General features: G+C 69.0%; 17 protein-coding genes and 2 pseudogenes. 6 read left to right on the forward strand and 13 right to left on the reverse strand.

Annotation, left to right across the window (positions count from 1 at the left end; translation table 11 throughout):
* The 6 genes from CSR00_RS26135 to fadD5 all read right to left on the reverse strand — a co-directional run.
* The coding region (locus CSR00_RS26135) for an MCE family protein (protein WP_141564492.1) at positions 1–1,445 on the reverse strand (1,445 nt) is incomplete at its 3' end.
* Positions 1,442–2,482 carry a virulence factor Mce family protein gene (locus tag CSR00_RS26140; protein WP_099025314.1) on the reverse strand — a complete coding sequence of 347 codons (1,041 nt, stop codon included), beginning with the start codon at positions 2,480–2,482 and terminating at the stop codon, positions 1,442–1,444. The genes CSR00_RS26135 and CSR00_RS26140, both read right to left, overlap by 4 nt.
* Entirely contained in the window at positions 2,479–3,699 is a 1,221-nt protein-coding gene (locus CSR00_RS26145; protein ID WP_099025326.1) for an MCE family protein, read from the reverse strand. The genes CSR00_RS26140 and CSR00_RS26145 overlap by 4 nt, the downstream gene beginning before the upstream one ends.
* 13 nt (positions 3,700–3,712) lie before the next feature.
* Positions 3,713–4,582 carry an MlaE family ABC transporter permease gene (locus CSR00_RS26150; RefSeq protein WP_099025315.1) on the reverse strand — a complete coding sequence of 290 codons (870 nt, stop codon included), beginning with the start codon at positions 4,580–4,582 and terminating at the stop codon, positions 3,713–3,715.
* Between the two features lie 54 nt (positions 4,583–4,636).
* Complete coding sequence (locus CSR00_RS26155) at positions 4,637–5,434, reverse strand: MlaE family ABC transporter permease (RefSeq protein WP_099025316.1); 798 nt, start codon at positions 5,432–5,434, stop codon at positions 4,637–4,639.
* A 297-nt stretch (positions 5,435–5,731) separates the two neighbouring features.
* The gene (gene fadD5, locus CSR00_RS26160; protein WP_407662527.1) at positions 5,732–7,369 is read right to left on the reverse strand and encodes a fatty-acid--CoA ligase FadD5; all 1,638 of its coding nucleotides are present in this window, start codon (positions 7,367–7,369) and stop codon (positions 5,732–5,734) included.
* Positions 7,370–7,494: 125 nt separating this feature from the next.
* On the opposite strand from fadD5, the gene CSR00_RS26165 reads away from it, so the two are divergent.
* On the forward strand, positions 7,495–8,229 hold the full coding sequence (locus tag CSR00_RS26165; protein ID WP_245906558.1) for a GntR family transcriptional regulator: 735 nt from the start codon (positions 7,495–7,497) through the stop codon (positions 8,227–8,229).
* On the opposite strand, the gene CSR00_RS26170 is transcribed toward CSR00_RS26165, so the two are convergent.
* Both CSR00_RS26170 and CSR00_RS26175 read right to left on the reverse strand, forming a co-directional pair.
* Positions 8,215–8,652 (reverse strand): SRPBCC family protein, encoded by a 438-nt coding sequence (locus CSR00_RS26170; protein WP_099025318.1) that lies wholly within the window; start codon positions 8,650–8,652, stop codon positions 8,215–8,217. The genes CSR00_RS26165 and CSR00_RS26170 overlap by 15 nt on opposite strands.
* An 86-nt stretch (positions 8,653–8,738) precedes the next feature.
* Complete coding sequence (locus CSR00_RS26175; protein WP_099025319.1) at positions 8,739–9,380, reverse strand: TetR-type transcription factor C-terminal domain-containing protein; 642 nt, start codon at positions 9,378–9,380, stop codon at positions 8,739–8,741.
* A 150-nt stretch (positions 9,381–9,530) separates the two neighbouring features.
* Between CSR00_RS26175 and CSR00_RS26180 the strand changes: the two are divergent.
* Both CSR00_RS26180 and CSR00_RS26185 read left to right on the forward strand, forming a co-directional pair.
* Positions 9,531–9,641, forward strand: a pseudogene (locus CSR00_RS26180) (CAP domain-containing protein); the annotation flags it as partial.
* 138 nt (positions 9,642–9,779) lie between these two features.
* Positions 9,780–10,520, forward strand: a complete 741-nt coding sequence (locus tag CSR00_RS26185) for an HAD-IIA family hydrolase (RefSeq protein ID WP_099025328.1) — start codon at positions 9,780–9,782, stop codon at positions 10,518–10,520.
* An 8-nt stretch (positions 10,521–10,528) separates the two neighbouring features.
* Here the strand turns inward: CSR00_RS26185 and CSR00_RS26190 are convergent, their stop codons facing one another.
* The 3 genes from CSR00_RS26190 to CSR00_RS26200 are packed head-to-tail and all read right to left on the reverse strand — an operon-like array spanning position 10,529 to position 13,436.
* On the reverse strand, positions 10,529–11,968 hold the full coding sequence (locus CSR00_RS26190; RefSeq protein WP_099025329.1) for an NAD(P)(+) transhydrogenase (Re/Si-specific) subunit beta: 1,440 nt from the start codon (positions 11,966–11,968) through the stop codon (positions 10,529–10,531).
* Between the two features lie 11 nt (positions 11,969–11,979).
* Entirely contained in the window at positions 11,980–12,309 is a 330-nt protein-coding gene (locus CSR00_RS26195; protein ID WP_099025321.1) for an NAD(P) transhydrogenase subunit alpha part 2, read from the reverse strand.
* 2 nt (positions 12,310–12,311) lie between these two features.
* Positions 12,312–13,436: a Re/Si-specific NAD(P)(+) transhydrogenase subunit alpha gene (locus CSR00_RS26200; RefSeq protein WP_099025322.1), complete on the reverse strand. Its 1,125-nt coding sequence runs from the start codon at positions 13,434–13,436 to the stop codon at positions 12,312–12,314.
* Between the two features lie 166 nt (positions 13,437–13,602).
* On the opposite strand from CSR00_RS26200, the gene CSR00_RS26205 reads away from it, so the two are divergent.
* A complete protein-coding gene (locus CSR00_RS26205) occupies positions 13,603–14,745 on the forward strand; it encodes an acyl-CoA dehydrogenase family protein (RefSeq protein ID WP_099025323.1) in 1,143 nt (380 codons plus the stop codon).
* On the opposite strand, the gene CSR00_RS26210 is transcribed toward CSR00_RS26205, so the two are convergent.
* Positions 14,732–15,982 carry a sensor histidine kinase gene (locus tag CSR00_RS26210; protein WP_245906560.1) on the reverse strand — a complete coding sequence of 417 codons (1,251 nt, stop codon included), beginning with the start codon at positions 15,980–15,982 and terminating at the stop codon, positions 14,732–14,734. The two genes, CSR00_RS26205 and CSR00_RS26210, sit on opposite strands and share 14 nt — an antisense overlap.
* Entirely contained in the window at positions 15,966–16,655 is a 690-nt protein-coding gene (locus CSR00_RS26215; RefSeq protein ID WP_099025324.1) for a response regulator, read from the reverse strand. Before CSR00_RS26215 ends, CSR00_RS26210 begins: the two co-directional genes overlap by 17 nt.
* Positions 16,656–16,859: 204 nt before the next feature.
* Here CSR00_RS26215 and CSR00_RS26220 point away from each other — a divergent pair, with 204 nt between their 5' ends.
* Positions 16,860–17,108, forward strand: coding sequence for a hypothetical protein (locus tag CSR00_RS26220; protein ID WP_099025325.1), 249 nt, complete (start codon positions 16,860–16,862; stop codon positions 17,106–17,108).
* Positions 17,109–17,311: 203 nt separating this feature from the next.
* A pseudogene (locus CSR00_RS26225) lies at positions 17,312–17,676 on the forward strand (acyl-CoA dehydrogenase); the annotation flags it as partial.

Consider the following 17,676-nt stretch of genomic DNA (forward strand, 5'->3'; position numbering starts at 1 on the left):
GGGGCCGGGGCGGGGCCGGGGGCCGGTCCGAGCGGCACGGTGCGCGAATTGAGCGGCCCCTCCCCGATGGGCACCGGTGTGCCGGACACCGTCGGTGCCGGCTGGCCCGGCTCCGCGGCGATCGGCAGGCCCGGGGCCGGGGGGCCGGCGTCCGGGTTCGGCGGCGACGTCAGAACACCCTGGGGTGGGCCGTAGTTGGGGCCGTAGGGGTTGTCGCCGAACGGCCCGGTGGTCAGGGCCGCACACGGCAGCGGGTTGCCCGGCGAGGGGATGCCGTCCGCCGGCGGGGTGTAGGAGCACGGCGAACCGGGCGGCACCGCCGGACCCGGATGGTCCGGCGTGCCCTCCAGCACCCGCGGTGCCGGCGGCGGGGCGCCGTTGGGCTGGCGCTGCCCGTTGGGGTCGGGGAACTGGAACGCCGGCAACCCCGCGTTGCGCCAGAACTCCTGCGGGTCGATCCCGCGCTTCTTGAACGCCGCGTCGATGAACGGCTGCACCGCCTGCCCGGGCAGCAGGTTGACGATGAGCACCTTGAAGTACGGCCCGGAGCCCAGTGCCTCGGCCAGCGAGGCGGTGAACTTGCTCAGCGTGGTCAGCACGTCGGCGAGGTCGAACTTGTGCTTCTCCAGCAGCGAGCTGACCACCCGCAGCTGCTCGAGGACGTGGTTGAGATTCGGGTTGTCGTTGACCAGCCCCTGGAACTGCCGGGAGACCGCCGAGACGTTCTCCAGCAGATAGTCGATCGCCGCGCCGCGGGCGTTGACCGCGGCCAACAGGGTCTGGGCGTTGACGAAGAGCTGGTTGATCTGCTCACTGCGGTTGCCGAGCACGCTGGCGACCTTGTTCGCGTTGGCCAGCAGCTGCTTGAACTGCTCGTCGCGCTTGCCGATGGTGTCGGAGAACCGGGCCACCCCGTCCAGGGCGGCCGACAGGTGCGGATAGGTCTGGTCGATGGTCTCCGACAGCACGTTCAGGGAGCGCTTGACGGTGCTGATGTCCCAGCCCGCGGCGGCCTTGGTGACGTCGAAGAACGCGTCGTAGATCTGGTACGGCGTGGTGCTCTGCCCGATCGGCAGGGTTCCGTTGGCCCGCAGATCCTGCCGGCCGCGCGGCTGGATCTCCAGAACCTTCTTGCCCAGGATGGTGTCGGTCCGGATCGCCAGCCGGCTGTCGGTGCCGATCTCGTTGCCGCCCAGCGAGAATCCCATCCGCACATGGTCGCCCTCGATGGCCAGCGACCGGATCACGCCGACGTCCTTACCCGAGATCCGCACCTTGTCCCCGGGGTTGATGCCGCCGGAGTCCTTGAACAGCCCGTAGTAGGTCGGCGAGGCGAACAGCATCGGGACGCTGGCGAAGCTCTGGCCCACCCCGACGACGAGGACCAGGATCAGAATGCCGAGGACGCCGTTGTGGATCCGGTTCGGCCCTTCCAGCGTTCTCATTGCGGCGTGCACCTGCCCGTCGGCTGGGAGAAGACCTTGACCGTGCGCACCGGGCCGCCGGGCTGCAGACCGTTGAGTTTCAGCGTCAGGTCGCAGAGGTAGAAGTTGAAGAAGTCGCCGTAGATCCCGCCGGCGCGGCCGATGAGCTTCAGCGCGGAGGGCAGCTGGGTCAGCACGTCGTCGACCTCGTCCTGGCGGTCGACCAGGGGCTTCTGGATGGTCTCCAGATGCCCGACGGTGTCCTTGAGCACGGGGCGGTTGTCGGCCAGCAGGTCGCCCAGTGTGCCCGCGGCATTGCTGATGTTGGCGGTGGCGTCGGCGATCTCGCCGGACCGATCCTTGAGCCCGGTGATCAGCACCTCGAAGTTGTTGACCGTGTCGTCGAACTGCTTCTGGTGCTTGACCGTGGTGGCCAGCACGGTGTTGAGGTTGTCGATCACCTCGCCGATGGCCTGGTCACGGTCCGCCAGCGCGGCGGTCAGCGAGGCGGTCTGATCCAGGATGTCGTTGATGGTGCCGCCCTGCCCCTGGAACACGGTGATGATCGAGGAGGCGATGGCGTTGACCTTCTCCGGATCCAGGGCGCGGAAAAGCGGCTTGAACCCGCCGATCAGCGCGTCGAGGTCCAGCGCGGGCTGGGTCCGCGACAACGGGATGAGCCCGCCGGGCGGCAGGATCCGGTCGGACCCCTCACCCTGGCCCCGCTTGAGTTCGAGGTAGCGGTTGCCGATCAGATCCTGATAGCGGATCTCGGCGGTGCTGGACTGGTACAGCGGCAGGGACCGGTCGACGTTGAAGTGCACGCGCACCCGCTGGCCCCCGTCGACCAGTTCCACTTCGGAGACCTTGCCGACCTCGACGCCGGAGGCGCGGACGAACTGGCCCGACCGCAGGCCGCTCGCGTTGCTGAACTCCGCACTGTAGGAGCTGGTGCGGTCGAACCGGATCTGGCCGAAGACGATGATGATGATCCCGGTGAACACCAGCAGCACCAGCGAGAAGGCGCCGAGTTTGAGGACTGTTCCGGTGATTTTCATGGGTTGATCGTGTTCTCCCCGCCCTGCCGGCCCCAGACGTACTCGGTCAGGATCGGCTGGCCCAGCTCCCAGTGGTTGTACGGGGCGATGGAGGCTCCGGTGTCCATCACCAGGTAGGGCGCCGGCCACAGGTCACGGGTGAGCGGCTGCCAACAGCCCGGCGCACCGCCGGGCCCGCCCTTGGCGTTCACCCGCGGCAGGTTGTCCGGGTAGACGTAGGGATTCTCGGTACCCAGGAACGTGGTGTTGGTGTCCAGCGAATAACCGTTGCCGCCAAGGGAAGCCGCCACCTTCGGCGCCACCTCGGCGAAGTTGCGGACCGTGCAGAACAACTCCGGGCTGTACTCGTCGAGGGTCGCCGCGGTGGTCACCAGGTCCGCGGCCCCGCGGACCAGATACGGGCCGCCGCGCTCGAAGACGTCGCCGGCGGTGTTGCCGAATCCGACGGCGGCCAGCAGGGCGGCATCCAGGTCGCCGCGCCGGGCGTTGAGCGTGCGGGCCGTGGTCACCGCGCTGTCCAGCGAGTCGAACAGATCCGGCGCCGCCGACGAGTACACCTCGCTCAGATCCGCCAGACCCCGCAGGTCCCGGCGCACCTGCGGCATCCGCGGGTTGACGTCGTCGAGGATGGCGTTGCCGTTGACCAGCGACTGGCCGAATTTCTCTCCCAGGCCGGTCAGCGCCTCCGCGGTCGCCGAGAGGGTGAGGTTCAGCTTCACCGGGTCGACCTTCTCCGAGATCGACGTGATGGTCTCGAACAACGTGTTGAACTCGGTGGTGACGCCCTTGACCTGGATGACCTCACCCGCGCTCACCCGCGCCGCAACGGGGTTGTCCGGCGAGGTGAACGAGACGTACTTGTTGCCGAAGACGGTGGTGGCCGCGATCTCGGCATTGACGTTCGCCGGGATGAGGTCGACGTATTTGGGGGTGATGTCCAGGCGCAGCTGCGCGATCGTCGTCCCGTCGCGCTCCAGCGGTTCGACGGCGGCCACCCGGCCGATCTGGACACCGTTGAACGTGACCTTGGAGCCGGGGTCCATCACCAGCCCGGCGCGTTTGCTCTCCAGGATCAGCGGGGTCGTCGCGGTGAACCCGCCGCGGAACTGGATCCACACCGCCACCAGCACCACCACGCTCAACAACAGCAGCACCAGGCCGGCCACCTTGTAGGGCGGGATACGGGTCGAGTTCTGCGGGGCCCTGACCTGCTCCATGTTCGTCATGGCGCTACACCGTCAGGTTGAAGTTCGGGTCGACCCCGTAGAGGGCCAACGAGGCGAACAGGACGACACACACGATGGCCACCAGCGAGGTCCGCATCGACTTGCCCACCGCCTCGCCGACGCCCACGGCGCCGCCGCTGGCGAAGTAGCCGAAGTAACAGTGGTTGAGCATGACGATCACCGACATGATGATGACCTCGATGAACGAGTACATCACGTCGTCGACCCGCAGGAACGTGTTGAAGTAGTGGTCGTAGGTGCCCGTGGACTGGTTGTAGAAGACCGTGGTCACCATCTGCGCGGAGAAGAAGGACAGCAGGATCGCCATGGCGTACAGCGGGATGATCACCACGGCCCCGGCGAGCAGGCGCGTCGACACCAGGTAGGACACCGACTTGATGCCCATGACCTCCAGCGCGTCGATCTCCTCGCTGATCCGCATGGCCCCCAGCTCGGCGGTGGCACCGGCCCCGACCGTGGCCGCCAGCGCCTGCCCGGTGACGATCGGTGCGACCACACGCACGTTGGCCAGGGCGGCGAAGAAGCCCGTGAAGGCCTCCACCCCGATGTTGCCCAGCGAGGCGAAACCCTGGATGGCGATCAGGGAGCCCGCGCTCAGGGTCACGAAGCCGATGATGGCCACGGTGCCCCCGATGACAGCCATGGCTCCGGTGCCCATGCCGATCTCGGCGATCAGGCGCAGCACTTCGCGCCGGTAGAAGCGCAGCGCGTGCGGTATGGAGCCGATCGCGGTGACCACGAACCACGCGACATGGCCCAGCATGTCCAGGAATCGCGCCGGCGCGCCGACCACCCGGGTGACGTCGGTGTAGGCCCGGGGAAACCGGCTGCGGAGGACCTGTGTCGCGGTCATGCCGGAAACCCGCCCATCTCGGTGCCCACCTCAGTGCCCATGTCGGTGCCCACCTCAGTGCCCCGTCCCGAACCGGACGCCGATGGTGGTCAAGACGACGTTGACGGCGAACAGGGCCACCACGCACAGCACGAGCGTCTCGTTGACCGCGGTACCGACCCCCTTGGCGCCGCCGGAGACGGTCAGCCCCCGGTAGCAGCCGACCAGCCCGGCGATCAGACCGAAGGTCAGCGCCTTCACGATCGAGATGATGACCTCGGGCAGCCCGGTGATCAGGGTCAGTGTGGAGACGTAGGCCCCGGCGTTCACGTTCTGGATGTAGACACCGAAGATGAATCCGCCGACCAGCCCGATGGTGATCACCGCACCGTTGAGCAGGAAGGCCACGAAGGTCGAGGCGACGACCCTGGGCAGCACCAGCCGGCGGATGGGGTCGATGCCCAGCACCTCCAGGGCGTCGATCTCCTCGCGGATGGTCCGCGCGCCCAGGTCCGCACAGATCGCGGTGGACCCGGCCCCGGCCACCACGAGCACCGTCACCAGCGGCCCCAGCTGGGTGACCGCACCCAGCGCCGCGCCGGCACCGGAGACGTCGGCGGCACCGAACTCGGCCAGCAGGATGTTGAGGGTGAAGATGATGAGCACCGTCAACGGGATCGAGACCGCCAGCGTGGGCAGGAATGCGACCCGCATCAGGAACCAGCTCTGCAGGATGAACTCGCGCCACTCGAAGGGCCTCAGCACGGCCTTACCGGTGAGCACGCACATCCGGAAGAAACCGCCGACGAGCTCCAGCGGTGTGCGGAGCTGATCGGCCACCCAGCCGGTGAGGCCACCCGTCGACGCGGTCACGCGACGACCCGCGGGTGGACCGCCCGTGCAGCAACATGCAAGGGGACCTGCACGGGGCCGCGCACTGGATCGCGCAACGGCGAGACGATTTGCACGTCCCCTCCTTCGCCCGACCCGAAGTCCGTGACAGCCGCGTTCCTACTCCTGAGTAGTAAGGCGGACCACAGGAATGTACCCGATGACCCTCCGGCCCTGCACAGCATCCGTGCGATTAACCTTCCCGCCACTGCCCCGCAAATTTAGCGCTGCCGTCAATCATTCGCCCGGCGCCAACAAAAGCCTTTCCACGCAGCGGTTTTACCGGGGAGAATGCCCCTCTCCCGGCGCAGAAAAACGAGTCCGCAATTCGGTCTTGAGCACTTTGCCAGACGGATTACGCGGGAGAGCCTCGACGATCTCCAGCGCCTTGGGCCGCTTGTAGCGGGCCAACCGGTCGTCGAGGAACTCCTCGAGGTCCTCCAGGCTCAGAGACGACGCGGAGACGGCAACCACAGCAACGGGGACCTCGCCCCAGCGGGGGTCGGGCCGGCCGATGACGGCGGCCTCCACGATGGCCGGATGCGCGGCCAGCACGTTCTCCACCTCGGCGCAGTAGATGTTCTCGCCCCCGGAGATGATCATGTCCTTCTTGCGGTCGACGACCCACACGTAGCCCTCGGAGTCCGCCCGCACCAGGTCCCCGGAGTGGAACCAGCCCCCGTCGAACGCCTCGGCGGTGGCCAGCGGGTTGTTCCAGTAGCCGGCCATCAGCGTCGGCGCGCGATAGACGATCTCGCCGACTTCGCCGACGGGCACGTCGTTCATGTTCTCGTCGACGATGCGCGCCGAGACCGTGGGAATCACCTTGCCCACCGACCCGAGCTTGCGGATCGCGTCCTCCCCCAACAACATGCAGGTCACCGGCGACATCTCGGTCTGGCCGAAGGCCGCCAGGATCTTGCTGTCCGGGAAGATCTCCGACATCTGGCGCAGCAGCGTGTCCGATGCCGGCGCGGCACCCCACGACAGCGTGCGCAGCCGCAGGCTCCGGGGCTTGGCCTGCTGTGCGGCGCAGACCGCCTGCCACTGGGCCGGAACCAGGAACACCCCGGTGACCTTCTCCGCCTCCAGCACGTCGAGCAGCTGGTCGGGGTCGAAGGCGCCCAGCGGGTGGATGACGGTGGGCACGCCGAGGGTCAGACCCACGAGCAGGTTGCCGATCCCGGCGATGTGGAACAGCGGCACCCCGATGAATCCCACGTCGTTGTTGATGTCGGCGCCGCCCGTGTAGAGCATCGTCATCGTCTGCCCGGTGAGGTTGGTGTGCGTCAGCACCGCCCCCTTGGGCCGGCCCGTCGTGCCCGAGGTGTACATGATCAGCGCCGGGCTGTCGTTGGGAACGTCGGCGACCGGATGCGGATCGGCCTCCTGGGCCAGGAACTCCTCGTAGCCCAGCGTGCCGTCGTCGGAGGGAGACCCGGCGACCACGATGGTCTGCGCCAGCGGCGCCAACTCGCGCACGGCCGTGGCCACCTGGGCCAGGACCGTCTCGGTGATGATGACCCGCGACTCGCAGTCCTCCACCAGGAACGCCAGCTCGTGGGAGGTCAGGCGGAAGTTGACCGGGACCGCGATCGCACCCAGCTGGTTGGCCGCCAGCATCGCTTCGAGGAATTCGGGCCGGTTCAGCATCAGGATCATCACCCGGTCCCCGGCGCCGATCCCGTTCTTGGCCAACGCGTCGGCCAGCGCGGTGACACGCCGGTCGAGCTCACCCCAGGTGGTGGTCTTGCCCATGAACCGCAGCGCGGTGGCGCCGGGCTGCATCAGGGCGTGCCGTGCGAGCTGGGTGTTCCAGTTCTGGCGACGGGACAGATAGGGCTGCTCGGCGGTCCCGGTGTGTCCGGTCTCGGTGTTCGTTGCGGTACCCGTTGCGGTGCTCAGCTGTGCGGTCAACGACAATCCCCTCTCGTTGCAGAACTTGCGAGGATCTTACATTTGATCAAACATGTTGTTGCGCCGGTCACAGTATGGGCGCCACGATCAGGCAAGACAAGACCAACCGACCACCGGGGGATCACGTGAAGGCACCGGTTCGGGCACGGACGCAGCGCGGCGCCACCAAGGGCGTCCGGCGGGCTCAACTCTCCGAGGAGGTGGCCAGCCACCTGCGCGGCGCCATCATGACCGGGCGGCTCCGGCCGGGCACATTCATCCGCCTCGACGACACCGCGGCCGAGTTGGGCGTGAGCATCACCCCGGTGCGCGAGGCGCTGCTGACGCTGCGCGGCGAAGGGATGGTCGACCTCGAGCCGCACCGCGGGCACGTCGTGCTCCCGTTGAGCCGCACCGACGTGCAGGACATCTTCTGGCTGCAGTCCACGATCGCCAAGGAGCTGGCCGCCTCGGCCTGCGCCCGGATGACCGACGAGGAGATCGACGAGCTGGAGCGGCTGGGCGACGAACTCGCCGATGCCGTGGCCGCCGCCGACGCGACCGCCATCACCGCCACCGAGTTCGAGTTCCACCGGGCGTTCAACCACGCCGCCGACCGGCTCAAGCTGGCCTGGTTCCTGCTGCACGCAACGCGCTACACGCCGCATCTGCTCTACGCCACCGACCCGGGCTGGGGCGCCGACGCCGTGGAGAACCACCGCCTGTTGATCGCGGCGCTGCGCGCCCGCGACACCGCCGAGGTGGTCCGGCTGACCGAATGGCAGTTCACCGACGGGGCCCGCCGACTCACCGAGGTGCTCGAGGACAGCGGCCTGTGGGAGACCCCCGCTCCGGAGCCGGGTCGATCAGGCGCCCAGTGACTCCGCGCGGGCCTTGAGGTTGTTGGCCAGGTGCTCCAGGGCGTCGTTGACGACCTTCTTCACCATCATCTGAGGCACGGCCATCGTCGTTTCGACGTCCATGTCGACGGTGAGCAGCGAGGTGGGCCCCATCGCCACCACCGAGAACACCTGATGCTGCTTGGAGAAGTGTTCGCCCTGCTGCATGACGGTCTGGATCTGGTTGGGCCCCGGGTAGTAGACGGCCTGGATGTAGGTGCCGTCCATGCCCTGCACGGAGGTGTCCAGGCGCAGCTGGCTGGGCCGTCCGTCGTCGTAGCGGGCCAGGATCCAGGCGCCCTTGACCTCTTCGTTCCACTGCGGGTAGGCCTCGAAGTCGGCGACGATCCTCATGATCGCCTCCGCGTCGGCGTTGACCTCGACGGTCTTGCTCACGATCGGCATTCGGTGATCCTAAGAGGGGCGGTCCGGATGCGGGCGTCCGCCCTGCCGTACCCCAGGCCCACTACCCAGGCCCCACTACCCAGGCCCTATGCCCCCGCCGCCGTCGACTCGCCCAGCGGCGAGTGCGCGCGTACGGCCTCGTCCCGGATCAGGCCGCGCAGCAGCGCGGTGCTGAACTCCGCGGCGATCTCCTGGGCGCTGCGCCGGCCGTGCGGGCGCAACCACCGGTAGGCCCCCAGCGTCATACCGATGTAGCCCAGCGCGAGCACGTGCGAGTCGCATTCGTAGAACTCGCCACTGGCGATACCGCGGTCGATCAGCCCGTGCACGTGCTCGTAGACCTGGGTCTCCTTCTCCCGGACCTCGGCGACCTGCTCCGTGGTGAACCACTCGTTGATGTAGGGCTCTTCCTGGAAGTAGACCGCCGCGCCCTCCGGGTTCTCCGCGATCTGCTCCAACAGGCGCACCGTGTACTGGTAGAGCGCCTCGCGCGCGGTCCAGGACGGATCGTCGTGCACGGCGGCCAGGGTGCGCTCGGCGGCGCGCTGGTAGATGTCGAACAGAATCAGCGACTTGCTGGCGTAGTAGTGGTACACGGTCGCCTTGTTCAAGCCCACCACATCGGCCACGTCGTCCATCCGGGTCCCGTGATAGCCGCGCGCGGCGAACAGCTTGGTGGCCACGGCCAGGAGCTCCTCGCGGCGGGTCAACCCGTTCTCAGACGCCATTGTTTACTCTCTGCTTGCGGGGCCGTCGCAACACCGTCGCGGCGGCCGATCAATCAACTAGTTGGATAGTTTAGGCCCGACCGAACCCGGTGTTGCGCGGCCACCGTCGGGGATAGACTGCCGTGACGGCTGTCATGAGGAGGTGGGGCGGTGGATCCGAACCCGGATTACGACGCAAGCGACGAGATCGAGTACTTCTTCTCCTGGCTGCCCTGGGCCCTGCGCGGGGTCTATCCGCCGCCCGCCTACCCCCCGGTGTAGAGCCACCCCCGCAGGGTGGATCGGGCACCAGTGCACAGCGCCGATCAACACGACGCCGACCAACACAGCGCCGACCAACACAGCGCCGATCAGCACAGCGCCGGCCAGCACGACGCCGGCCGATGCTGGCTCACCGACATGGACGGTGTCCTCGTCCGTGAAGAGCACGCCCTGCCCGGCGCCGCCGACTTCCTGCAGCGCCTGGCCGACAAGGAACGTCCGTTCCTGGTCCTGACCAACAACTCGATCTTCACCCCGCGCGACCTGGCCGCCAGGTTGGCGCGGTCCGGGCTGACGGTCCCCGAGGACCGCATCTGGACCTCCGCCCTGGCCACGGCCACGTTCCTGCACGACCAACTCCCCCGCGGCTCGGCGTACTGCATCGGCGAGGCGGGGCTGACCACCGCCCTGCACGAGGTCGGCTACACCCTGACCGACACCGGACCCGACTTCGTCGTGCTCGGCGAGACGCGGACGTACTCCTTCGAGGCGATCGCCAAGGCGGTGCGGCTGATCGGGGCCGGCGCCCGGTTCATCGCCACCAACCCGGACGTCACGGGCCCCTCCGCCGAGGGCCCGCTGCCCGCGACGGGGTCGGTGGCCGCGATGATCACCAAGGCCACCGGCCGCGACCCCTACTTCGTGGGCAAACCCAACCCGATGATGTTCCGCAGTGCGCTCAACCGCATCGCGGCACACTCGGAGAACACCACCATGATCGGCGACCGGATGGACACCGACGTGGTCGCCGGAATCGAGGCCGGGCTGGACACCATCCTGGTGCTCACCGGCTCGACCTCGGAGGCCGACATCGACAGGTACCCGTTCCGGCCCGGACGGGTGCTGCCGTCGATCGCCGAGGTGGTGGAGCTGGTCTAGAGCGCCTTCTAGAGCGCCTTGAGTTCCTCGATGACCTCGCCCACCGACTTCTTGGCGTCACCGAAGAGCATCGAGGTCTGGTCGGCGAAGAACAGCGGGTTCTCGATCCCGGCGTAGCCCGAACTCATCGACCGCTTGAGCACGATGACGCTCCTGGACTGGTCGACGTTGAGGATCGGCATACCGTGAATCGGTGAACTCGGGTCGTTGCGCGCCGCCGGGTTGGTCACGTCGTTGGCGCCGATGACCAGGGTGACATCCGTGCGGGCGAACTCCCCGTTGATGTCGTCCATCTCCTTCATCGCGTCGTAGGCGACGTCGGCCTCGGCCAGCAGCACGTTCATGTGCCCGGGCATCCGGCCGGCCACCGGGTGGATGGCGTATTTGACCTCCACCCCCTTGCCCTCGAGCAGTTCGGCCATCTCCTTGACCGCGTGCTGGGCCTGCGCCACCGCCAGCCCGTAGCCGGGCACCACGATGACCTGGTTGGCATAGGCCATCTGGATCGCGGCGTCGGCCGCGCTGGTGGCCTTGACGGTGCCCTGCTCCCCGCCCGGCCCTGCGGCCACGTCGGCGCCGCCACCGAACGAGCCGAACACGATGGCGGGGATGGACCGGTTCATCGCCACCGCCATCAGGTTGGTCAGGATCGAACCGGAGGCGCCGACGATCATGCCCGCGACGATCATCGCGGTGTTGTTCAGCGCCAGGCCCGCCGCCGCGGCCGACAGCCCGGTCATCGCGTTGAGCAGGGAGATGACCACCGGCATGTCGGCACCGCCGATGGGAAACACCACGAACAGACCCATGATCCCCGCGGCGACCAGCACCGCGACGATCCACCACACGCTGGTCTGGTTGCCGGGGGCGGAGTTCAGGCCGATGTAGACGGCCACCGCCACCGCGACCAGCAGCAGCACGATGTTGGCGGCCTGGAACAGCTTGGCCGAGCGGACCAGCGTCTTCTCGACGTTCTTGGGGATCGACTCCTGCAGTTTGAGGAACGCCACCAGCGAGCCCCAGAACGACACCGAGCCGACGATCGCGGCGAACAGCGATCCCACCACCAGCGCGACGGTCGGGGTCTGGTCCGGCCGGAAGTGGGAGAAGCCGTCGGTCTCGATGAATTCCGCCCAGGCGATCAGCGCCACGGTGCCGCCACCGACACCGTTGAACAGCGCCACCAGCTGGGGCATCGCGGTCATCTTGGTCTTCTTGGCCGGCGGCACACCCAGCACCACGCCGATCAGCAGACCGGCCGCGATGAGGATCCAGTTGATGGCCGCGGTGTCGCGCACCTTGATCAGGGTGGCCACCACCGCCAGACCCATGCCGGCCGCGGCGATCCAGTTGCCGCGCACCGCCGTCTTCGGGCCGGTCAGCCCGGACAGCCCCAGGATGAACAGGGCGAACGCGACGATGTAGAGCGCGTTGACCCCGTAGTTGATCGTCGCTGCGGTCACTGGTCGGCTCCGGCCTTCGACCCGGCGTTCTCAGGCTTGCGGCCCTTGAACATGCCCAGCATCCGGTCGGTCACCAGGAAGCCGCCGATGACGTTGAGGGTGCCGAAGATCAGCGCGACGAACGCGATGATCCGCACCCCCCAGTTGGCGTCGGCCGGCAGGTTGCCCAGCACGATCAGCGCGCCCAGCACCACGATGCCGTGGATGGCGTTGGTGCCCGACATCAGCGGGGTGTGCAGGGTGTTGGGCACCTTCGAGATGACGGCGAACCCGACGAACCCGGCGAGCACCAGGATCGCGAGGTTGGCCAGCAATTGGTCGTACATGGCTATTCGGCCTCCCGGGTCACACACGAGGCGGCGAGCACCTCGTCGTCAAAGTCGGGCACCAGCGCGCCCTCCTTGATCATCAGTTCCAGCAGCGAGGTCAGGTTCTTCGCGTACAGCTCGCTGGCATGTTCGGGCATGGTGCCCGGCAGGTTCAGCGGCGAGGCGATGGTGACCCCGTGACGCACCACCGTCTGCCCGGGTTCGGTCAGCTCGCAGTTGCCGCCGGTCTCCCCGGCCAGGTCCACCACCACACTGCCGGGTTTCATCCCCTCGACGGCGGCCGCGGTCACCAGCCGCGGCGCCGGCCGCCCCGGCACCAGCGCGGTGGTGATGACCACGTCGAATCCGGTGATCGCCTTCTCCAGCTCCTTCTGCTGGGCCGCGCGCTCGTCGTCGGTCAACTCCCGCGCGTAGCCGCCCTCACCGGCCGCGTCGATACCGAGGTCCAGCCACTGGGCACCGACCGATCGGACCTGATCGGCCACCTCGGGACGCACGTCGTAGCCGGTGGTGCGGCCGCCCAGTCGCTTGGCGGTGGCCAGCGCCTGCAGGCCCGCCACGCCCACGCCCAGCACCAGCACCGTGGCCGGTTTGACGGTGCCGGCCGCCGTGGTCAGCATCGGGAAGAAGCGGGTGGCCTCCGAGGCCGCCAGCAGCACCGCCTTGTAGCCGGCGACGTTGGCCTGTGAACTCAGCGCGTCCATCACCTGGGCGCGCGAGATCCGCGGGATCGCCTCCACCGCGAACGCCTGCACCCCGGCGGCCTTGAGCGCCGGGATCTGCGTGTCGGCGTTGCGCGGGGCCAGGAAGCCGATCAGGGTCTGCCCGCTGTGCAGCCGGGCGACCTCCTCGGCGCTCGGCGGCGCCACCTTGACCACCACGTCGGCCGCCCACGCATCGCCGACGGTGGCTCCCGCCTCGGTGTACAGCTCGTCGGGCAGCAGCGCACGCTCCCCCGCGCCGGCCTCCACCACGACGGACACACCACTTTTGACCAGTGCCGCCACCGCCTTGGGGACCAGCGCGACGCGTCGTTCATCGGCACCGGATTCGGCAACCACACCGACGCTGACCGACCCCGTCTTCGTCTCCCGGCGCGCAGCGCCGGAGTCCACTTCTGTCATGGCGAGTTGAATCTCTATCTGTCGTGTTCTCGGCGTGCTGCGCCCACGGCATCACCCCGCGGATCCCATCGAATGATCAGCACCATAACCGCAAACGGGTTCCCGGACGAAGCCGGACGCTCCGCATCGATACAGTTCAGGGGTCGAAAACTAGGAGATGCAAACGATGGGTGTCGACCGCCTGCTGCCGTCCGATGACGCCGCGGACCTACTCGCGCTGACCTGCGAAATCGCCGACAAGATCCTGGATCCGATCGTCGACGAACACGAGCGCACCGAGCGCTATCCCGAGGGGGTGTTCGCCCAGCTCGGTGCCGCCGGGCTGCTCAGCCTGCCCCAGCCCGAGGAGTGGGGCGGCGGCGGACAGCCCTACGAGGTCTATCTGCAGGTGCTGGAGGAGCTGGCGGCCCGCTGGGCCGCGGTGGCGGTCGCAGTCAGCGTGCACAGCCTGTCCTCGCACCCGCTGCTGAGCTTCGGTACCGCAGAACAGAAGCAGCGCTGGCTTCCGGGCATGCTCTCCGGAGAGCAGATCGGCGCCTACAGCCTGTCGGAGCCGCAGGCCGGCTCCGACGCCGCCGCGCTGCGCTGCGCGGCCACCCCCACCGGCGACGGCTACACCCTCAACGGTTCGAAGGCCTGGATCACCCACGGCGGCGTGGCCGACTTCTACACCCTGTTCGCCCGGACCGGCGAGGGGTCACGGGGGGTGTCGTGCTTCCTGGTGCCCGGGGACCTGCCCGGGCTGTCGTTCGGCAAGCCCGAGGAGAAGATGGGCCTGCACGCCGTCCCGACCACGTCGGCCTTCTACGACCAGGCCCACATCGGGGCCGACCGGCTCATCGGCGGTGAGGGCCAGGGTCTGCCGATCGCCTTCAGCGCGCTGGACTCCGGCAGGCTGGGCATCGCCGCGGTGGCCGTCGGGATCGCGCAGGCCGCGCTCGACGAGGCCGTCCGCTACGCCAACGAACGAACCACGTTCGGCCGCAAGATCATCGACCACCAGGGCCTGGGCTTCCTGCTCGCCGACATGGCCGCGGCGGTCACCTCGGCACGCGCCACCTACCTCGACGCCGCCCGCCGCAAGGACCGCGACCTGCCCTACTCGCAGCAGGCCAGCGTGGCCAAGCTGGTGGCCACCGATGCGGCGATGAAGGTGACCACCGACGCCGTGCAGGTGTTCGGCGGCGCCGGCTACACGCGCGACTACCGGGTCGAACGGTTGATGCGCGAGGCCAAGATCACCCAGATCTTCGAGGGCACGAACCAGATTCAGCGGCTGGTCATCGCGCGCGGGCTCACGACACGTTGAGCTCGCCGTCGGGCCTGGTGCCGGGCACCGATTCGGGCCTGGTGTCGGGCAGTGCGACGACGACCGTCGTACCAGCCCCGGGCTCGGAGGTCAGTTGCACCGAACCGCCCATCGCCTCGATGCCGACCAGCAGCGAGGACAACCCGATGTGCCCGGCGGCCACGCATCCGTCCAGCGCGGCGAGGTCGAAGCCGACGCCGTCGTCGGCGACGCTGAGCAGCACCGTTCCCGCGCCGCGGGAAAGCCGGAGCCGGACATGCCGGGCCCGGGCGTGCTTGCGGGCGTTGGCCAGCAGCTCGCGCGCGGCCCGGTAGAGCAGCTCCTGGCCCGCCGGCCGGCCGACCTCCTCGATCTCGGCGTCGACGACGGGCCCACCGGGCGGGGTGTACCGGCGGGCCAGGTCGGCCACCGCGGCGGTGAGCCCGACCTGGGCCAGCACCTGCGGGTGCAGGGTGGTCACCGTGGCGCGCAACGCGGTTACGCTCTCCCGCAGGGCGTTGTCGACGCGCTGCAGCGCCGCCTGGCCGGGCTGCTCGCGCAGCTCCTCCAGATCCAGCCGGGCGGCGAGCAGGTTCTGCAACGGGCCGTCGTGCAGTTGCTCGGCGACCTGCCGGTTGTAGCGGTCCTCGGCATTCATCACCTCGGAGACCAGCGTGCGCCGCACATCGACCAGGGCCCGAACCCGGCGCGCGCGGCGGGTCAGCACCAGACACAGCGCCGTGGTGGCCGCGGCGAACCAGAGCAGACACCCCACCTGCACATAGATCACCGGCGCGAGGTCGAGAACCGCCTCGCGCCGCGCGTAGACGAACCAGGCCAGCAGGTAGCCCACCGCGGCACCGACGCCCAGCACGGCCACCAGCCGCGGACGTTCCAGGAACACCACCGAGACCGGGATCATGAAGAACACCGGCAGCAGTTCGAGGGTGGCGGCCCCGGAGACGACGCACAGCGAGGACACGACGAGCACGTCGACATAGGCGGGCGCCCAGTCGGCCCAGCGCGGCATGGCGCGGCCGGACACCAGCACCAGCCACCCGACCGCTGCCACCGCATAGACGAGGAACACCGCCAGGTAGGCCGTCGGCAGCCAGTGTTCGACGCCGCGGACGTACACCAGCAGACCGATCAGGGCGATCAGCGGCAGGCGCAGGATCGCCGACACCCGAACGGGTTCGGCACCGAGATGGCCGAGCGCGCGGCGCGCGGCGGGCAGCGGGTCAGTCCACCAGGCCACGGCGCATGGCCTCGGCGACGGCGGCGGCACGGTCGCGCACCTCGAGCTTCTCGTAGAGCCGCTGTAGGTGCGTCTTGACCGTCGACGGGGCGAGGTAGAGCTCCTCGGCGATCGCCGGAACGCTTCGGCCCGTGGCGATCAGGCGCAGCACCTCCGCCTCGCGGGGACTCAACGCGGGCCTGGCCGGCTCGGCGTGGCGGCGGATCTGGCCGGCCAGTCCGGAGGCCAGCCGCGGTGAGAGCACATCGCGCCCGCGGGCACAGTCGAGGACCGCCTCGACGATCTCGGCGCGCGTGGAGTCCTTGGGCAGATACCCGGCCGCCCCCTGTTGCAGTGCCTGGTAGACGATCTCGGCCTCGTCGTGCGCCGACACCAGCAGCACCCGGGTGGGCAGGTCGTCGCGGCGGGCCGCGGCGGCCACCGCGGCGCCGTCCATCCCGGGCATCCGGTAGTCGAGCAGCGCGACGTCGGGCCGGTGCTGCCGGATCAGCGCCAGGGCGGCGACGCCGTCCTCGGCCTCACCCACGACGTCGACGGTCTCGTTTCCCGCGAGAGCACGCACCAGACCCTCGCGGAACAACGGGTGGTCGTCGCCCACGACCACCCGCACGGACCCGTTCTCCGGGGCCGCGTCATCCGGGTCTCCTCCCCGGCCACCCGCCGTCGCAACCATGGCTGGCAGCCTCGCACAGAATGCCCGCCCGGAGTACCGGGTGCGCCATGTCCACCGATTGGGGGACAACCCGGTTCATCCCATTCGCGGTCCGTTCGGCGGACAGACGACGGGCACCCGGGTGCGGAATAGTCGATGCCAGCAGGGCAGGAACACCAGGAACCGGGCCGAATCCGCCGGGCCGGTCGGACACAGGAGGTCGACATGAACCAGAAGACTCGCCGCATCATCGGTGCCCTGGCGATTCCGATGCTGGCCGCCGGGATGTTCACCGGCACGGCCATCGTGGCCGAGACGACGGCCGGTGCGGCCGTGCCCACCTACCCGGCATCCGCCGGACATTCCGCCGATCCGGCCAACACACAACTGCAGACCCTGGCCACCGGTGTCGAGCCGGTCACCGTCGACGTGCAGCGCGCCGTCGCCGCCGGGGTCTACCCCACGGCTGCCTGACGAGCCGTCCGGGCCGCCGACCGCCGCGCCACGCGCGCGGTCGCGGTCCCCCTTCCGGGGCCTGTTCCGGGAGCCGTTCCGGGCGGTCCCCGACGGCCCCCGGCACCGACTCTGACGCCCTCCGATGCCGCCTGGACACGTGTCATATGGTGTGGGAGCGAGTCCGACCAACGCCGATGGTCGGGTACCGGAAGGGACGCTGTATGGACTTCGCGCTGTCGGCCAAGGCTCAGGACTATCAGAAACGGCTCACCGAGTTCATGGTCGAGCATGTCCTGCCCGCGGAGGTCTCCTACGAGCAGTACCGCGCCCAGGCCGGCCCGCAGGATTTCACGGTGCCTCCCGTGGTCGAGGAGCTCAAGGTTCTGGCCCGCGAGCGGGGCCTGTGGAACCTGTTTTTGCCCTCGGAGTCCGGTCTGACCAACCTGGAGTACGCGGGCCTGGCCGAGATCTCGGGGTGGAGCACCGAGATCGCCCCGGAGGCGATCAACTGCGCGGCCCCCGACACCGGCAACATGGAGACGCTGCACCTGTTCGCCACCGAGGAACAGCGGGCGCGGTGGCTGCA

This window comes from Mycolicibacterium palauense, assembly GCF_002592005.1.
In the GTDB taxonomy this organism is placed as follows: Bacteria; Actinomycetota; Actinomycetes; order Mycobacteriales; family Mycobacteriaceae; genus Mycobacterium; species Mycobacterium palauense.

Bases quoted from the DNA above. Each gene is read 5' to 3' on its own strand.
- CSR00_RS26185 (WP_099025328.1), top strand. From the start codon at position 9,780: ATGGACGGTGTCCTCGTCCGTGAAGAGCACGCCCTGCCCGGCGCCGCC.
- CSR00_RS26145 (WP_099025326.1), bottom strand. From the start codon at position 3,699: ATGGAGCAGGTCAGGGCCCCGCAGAACTCGACCCGTATCCCGCCCTAC.
- CSR00_RS26200 (WP_099025322.1), bottom strand. From the start codon at position 13,436: ATGACAGAAGTGGACTCCGGCGCTGCGCGCCGGGAGACGAAGACGGGG.
- CSR00_RS26195 (WP_099025321.1), bottom strand. From the start codon at position 12,309: ATGTACGACCAATTGCTGGCCAACCTCGCGATCCTGGTGCTCGCCGGG.
- CSR00_RS26205 (WP_099025323.1), top strand. From the start codon at position 13,603: ATGGGTGTCGACCGCCTGCTGCCGTCCGATGACGCCGCGGACCTACTC.
- CSR00_RS26175 (WP_099025319.1), bottom strand. From the start codon at position 9,380: ATGGCGTCTGAGAACGGGTTGACCCGCCGCGAGGAGCTCCTGGCCGTG.
- CSR00_RS26140 (WP_099025314.1), bottom strand. From the start codon at position 2,482: ATGAAAATCACCGGAACAGTCCTCAAACTCGGCGCCTTCTCGCTGGTG.
- CSR00_RS26170 (WP_099025318.1), bottom strand. From the start codon at position 8,652: ATGCCGATCGTGAGCAAGACCGTCGAGGTCAACGCCGACGCGGAGGCG.
- CSR00_RS26215 (WP_099025324.1), bottom strand. From the start codon at position 16,655: ATGGTTGCGACGGCGGGTGGCCGGGGAGGAGACCCGGATGACGCGGCC.
- CSR00_RS26220 (WP_099025325.1), top strand. From the start codon at position 16,860: ATGAACCAGAAGACTCGCCGCATCATCGGTGCCCTGGCGATTCCGATG.
- CSR00_RS26150 (WP_099025315.1), bottom strand. From the start codon at position 4,582: ATGACCGCGACACAGGTCCTCCGCAGCCGGTTTCCCCGGGCCTACACC.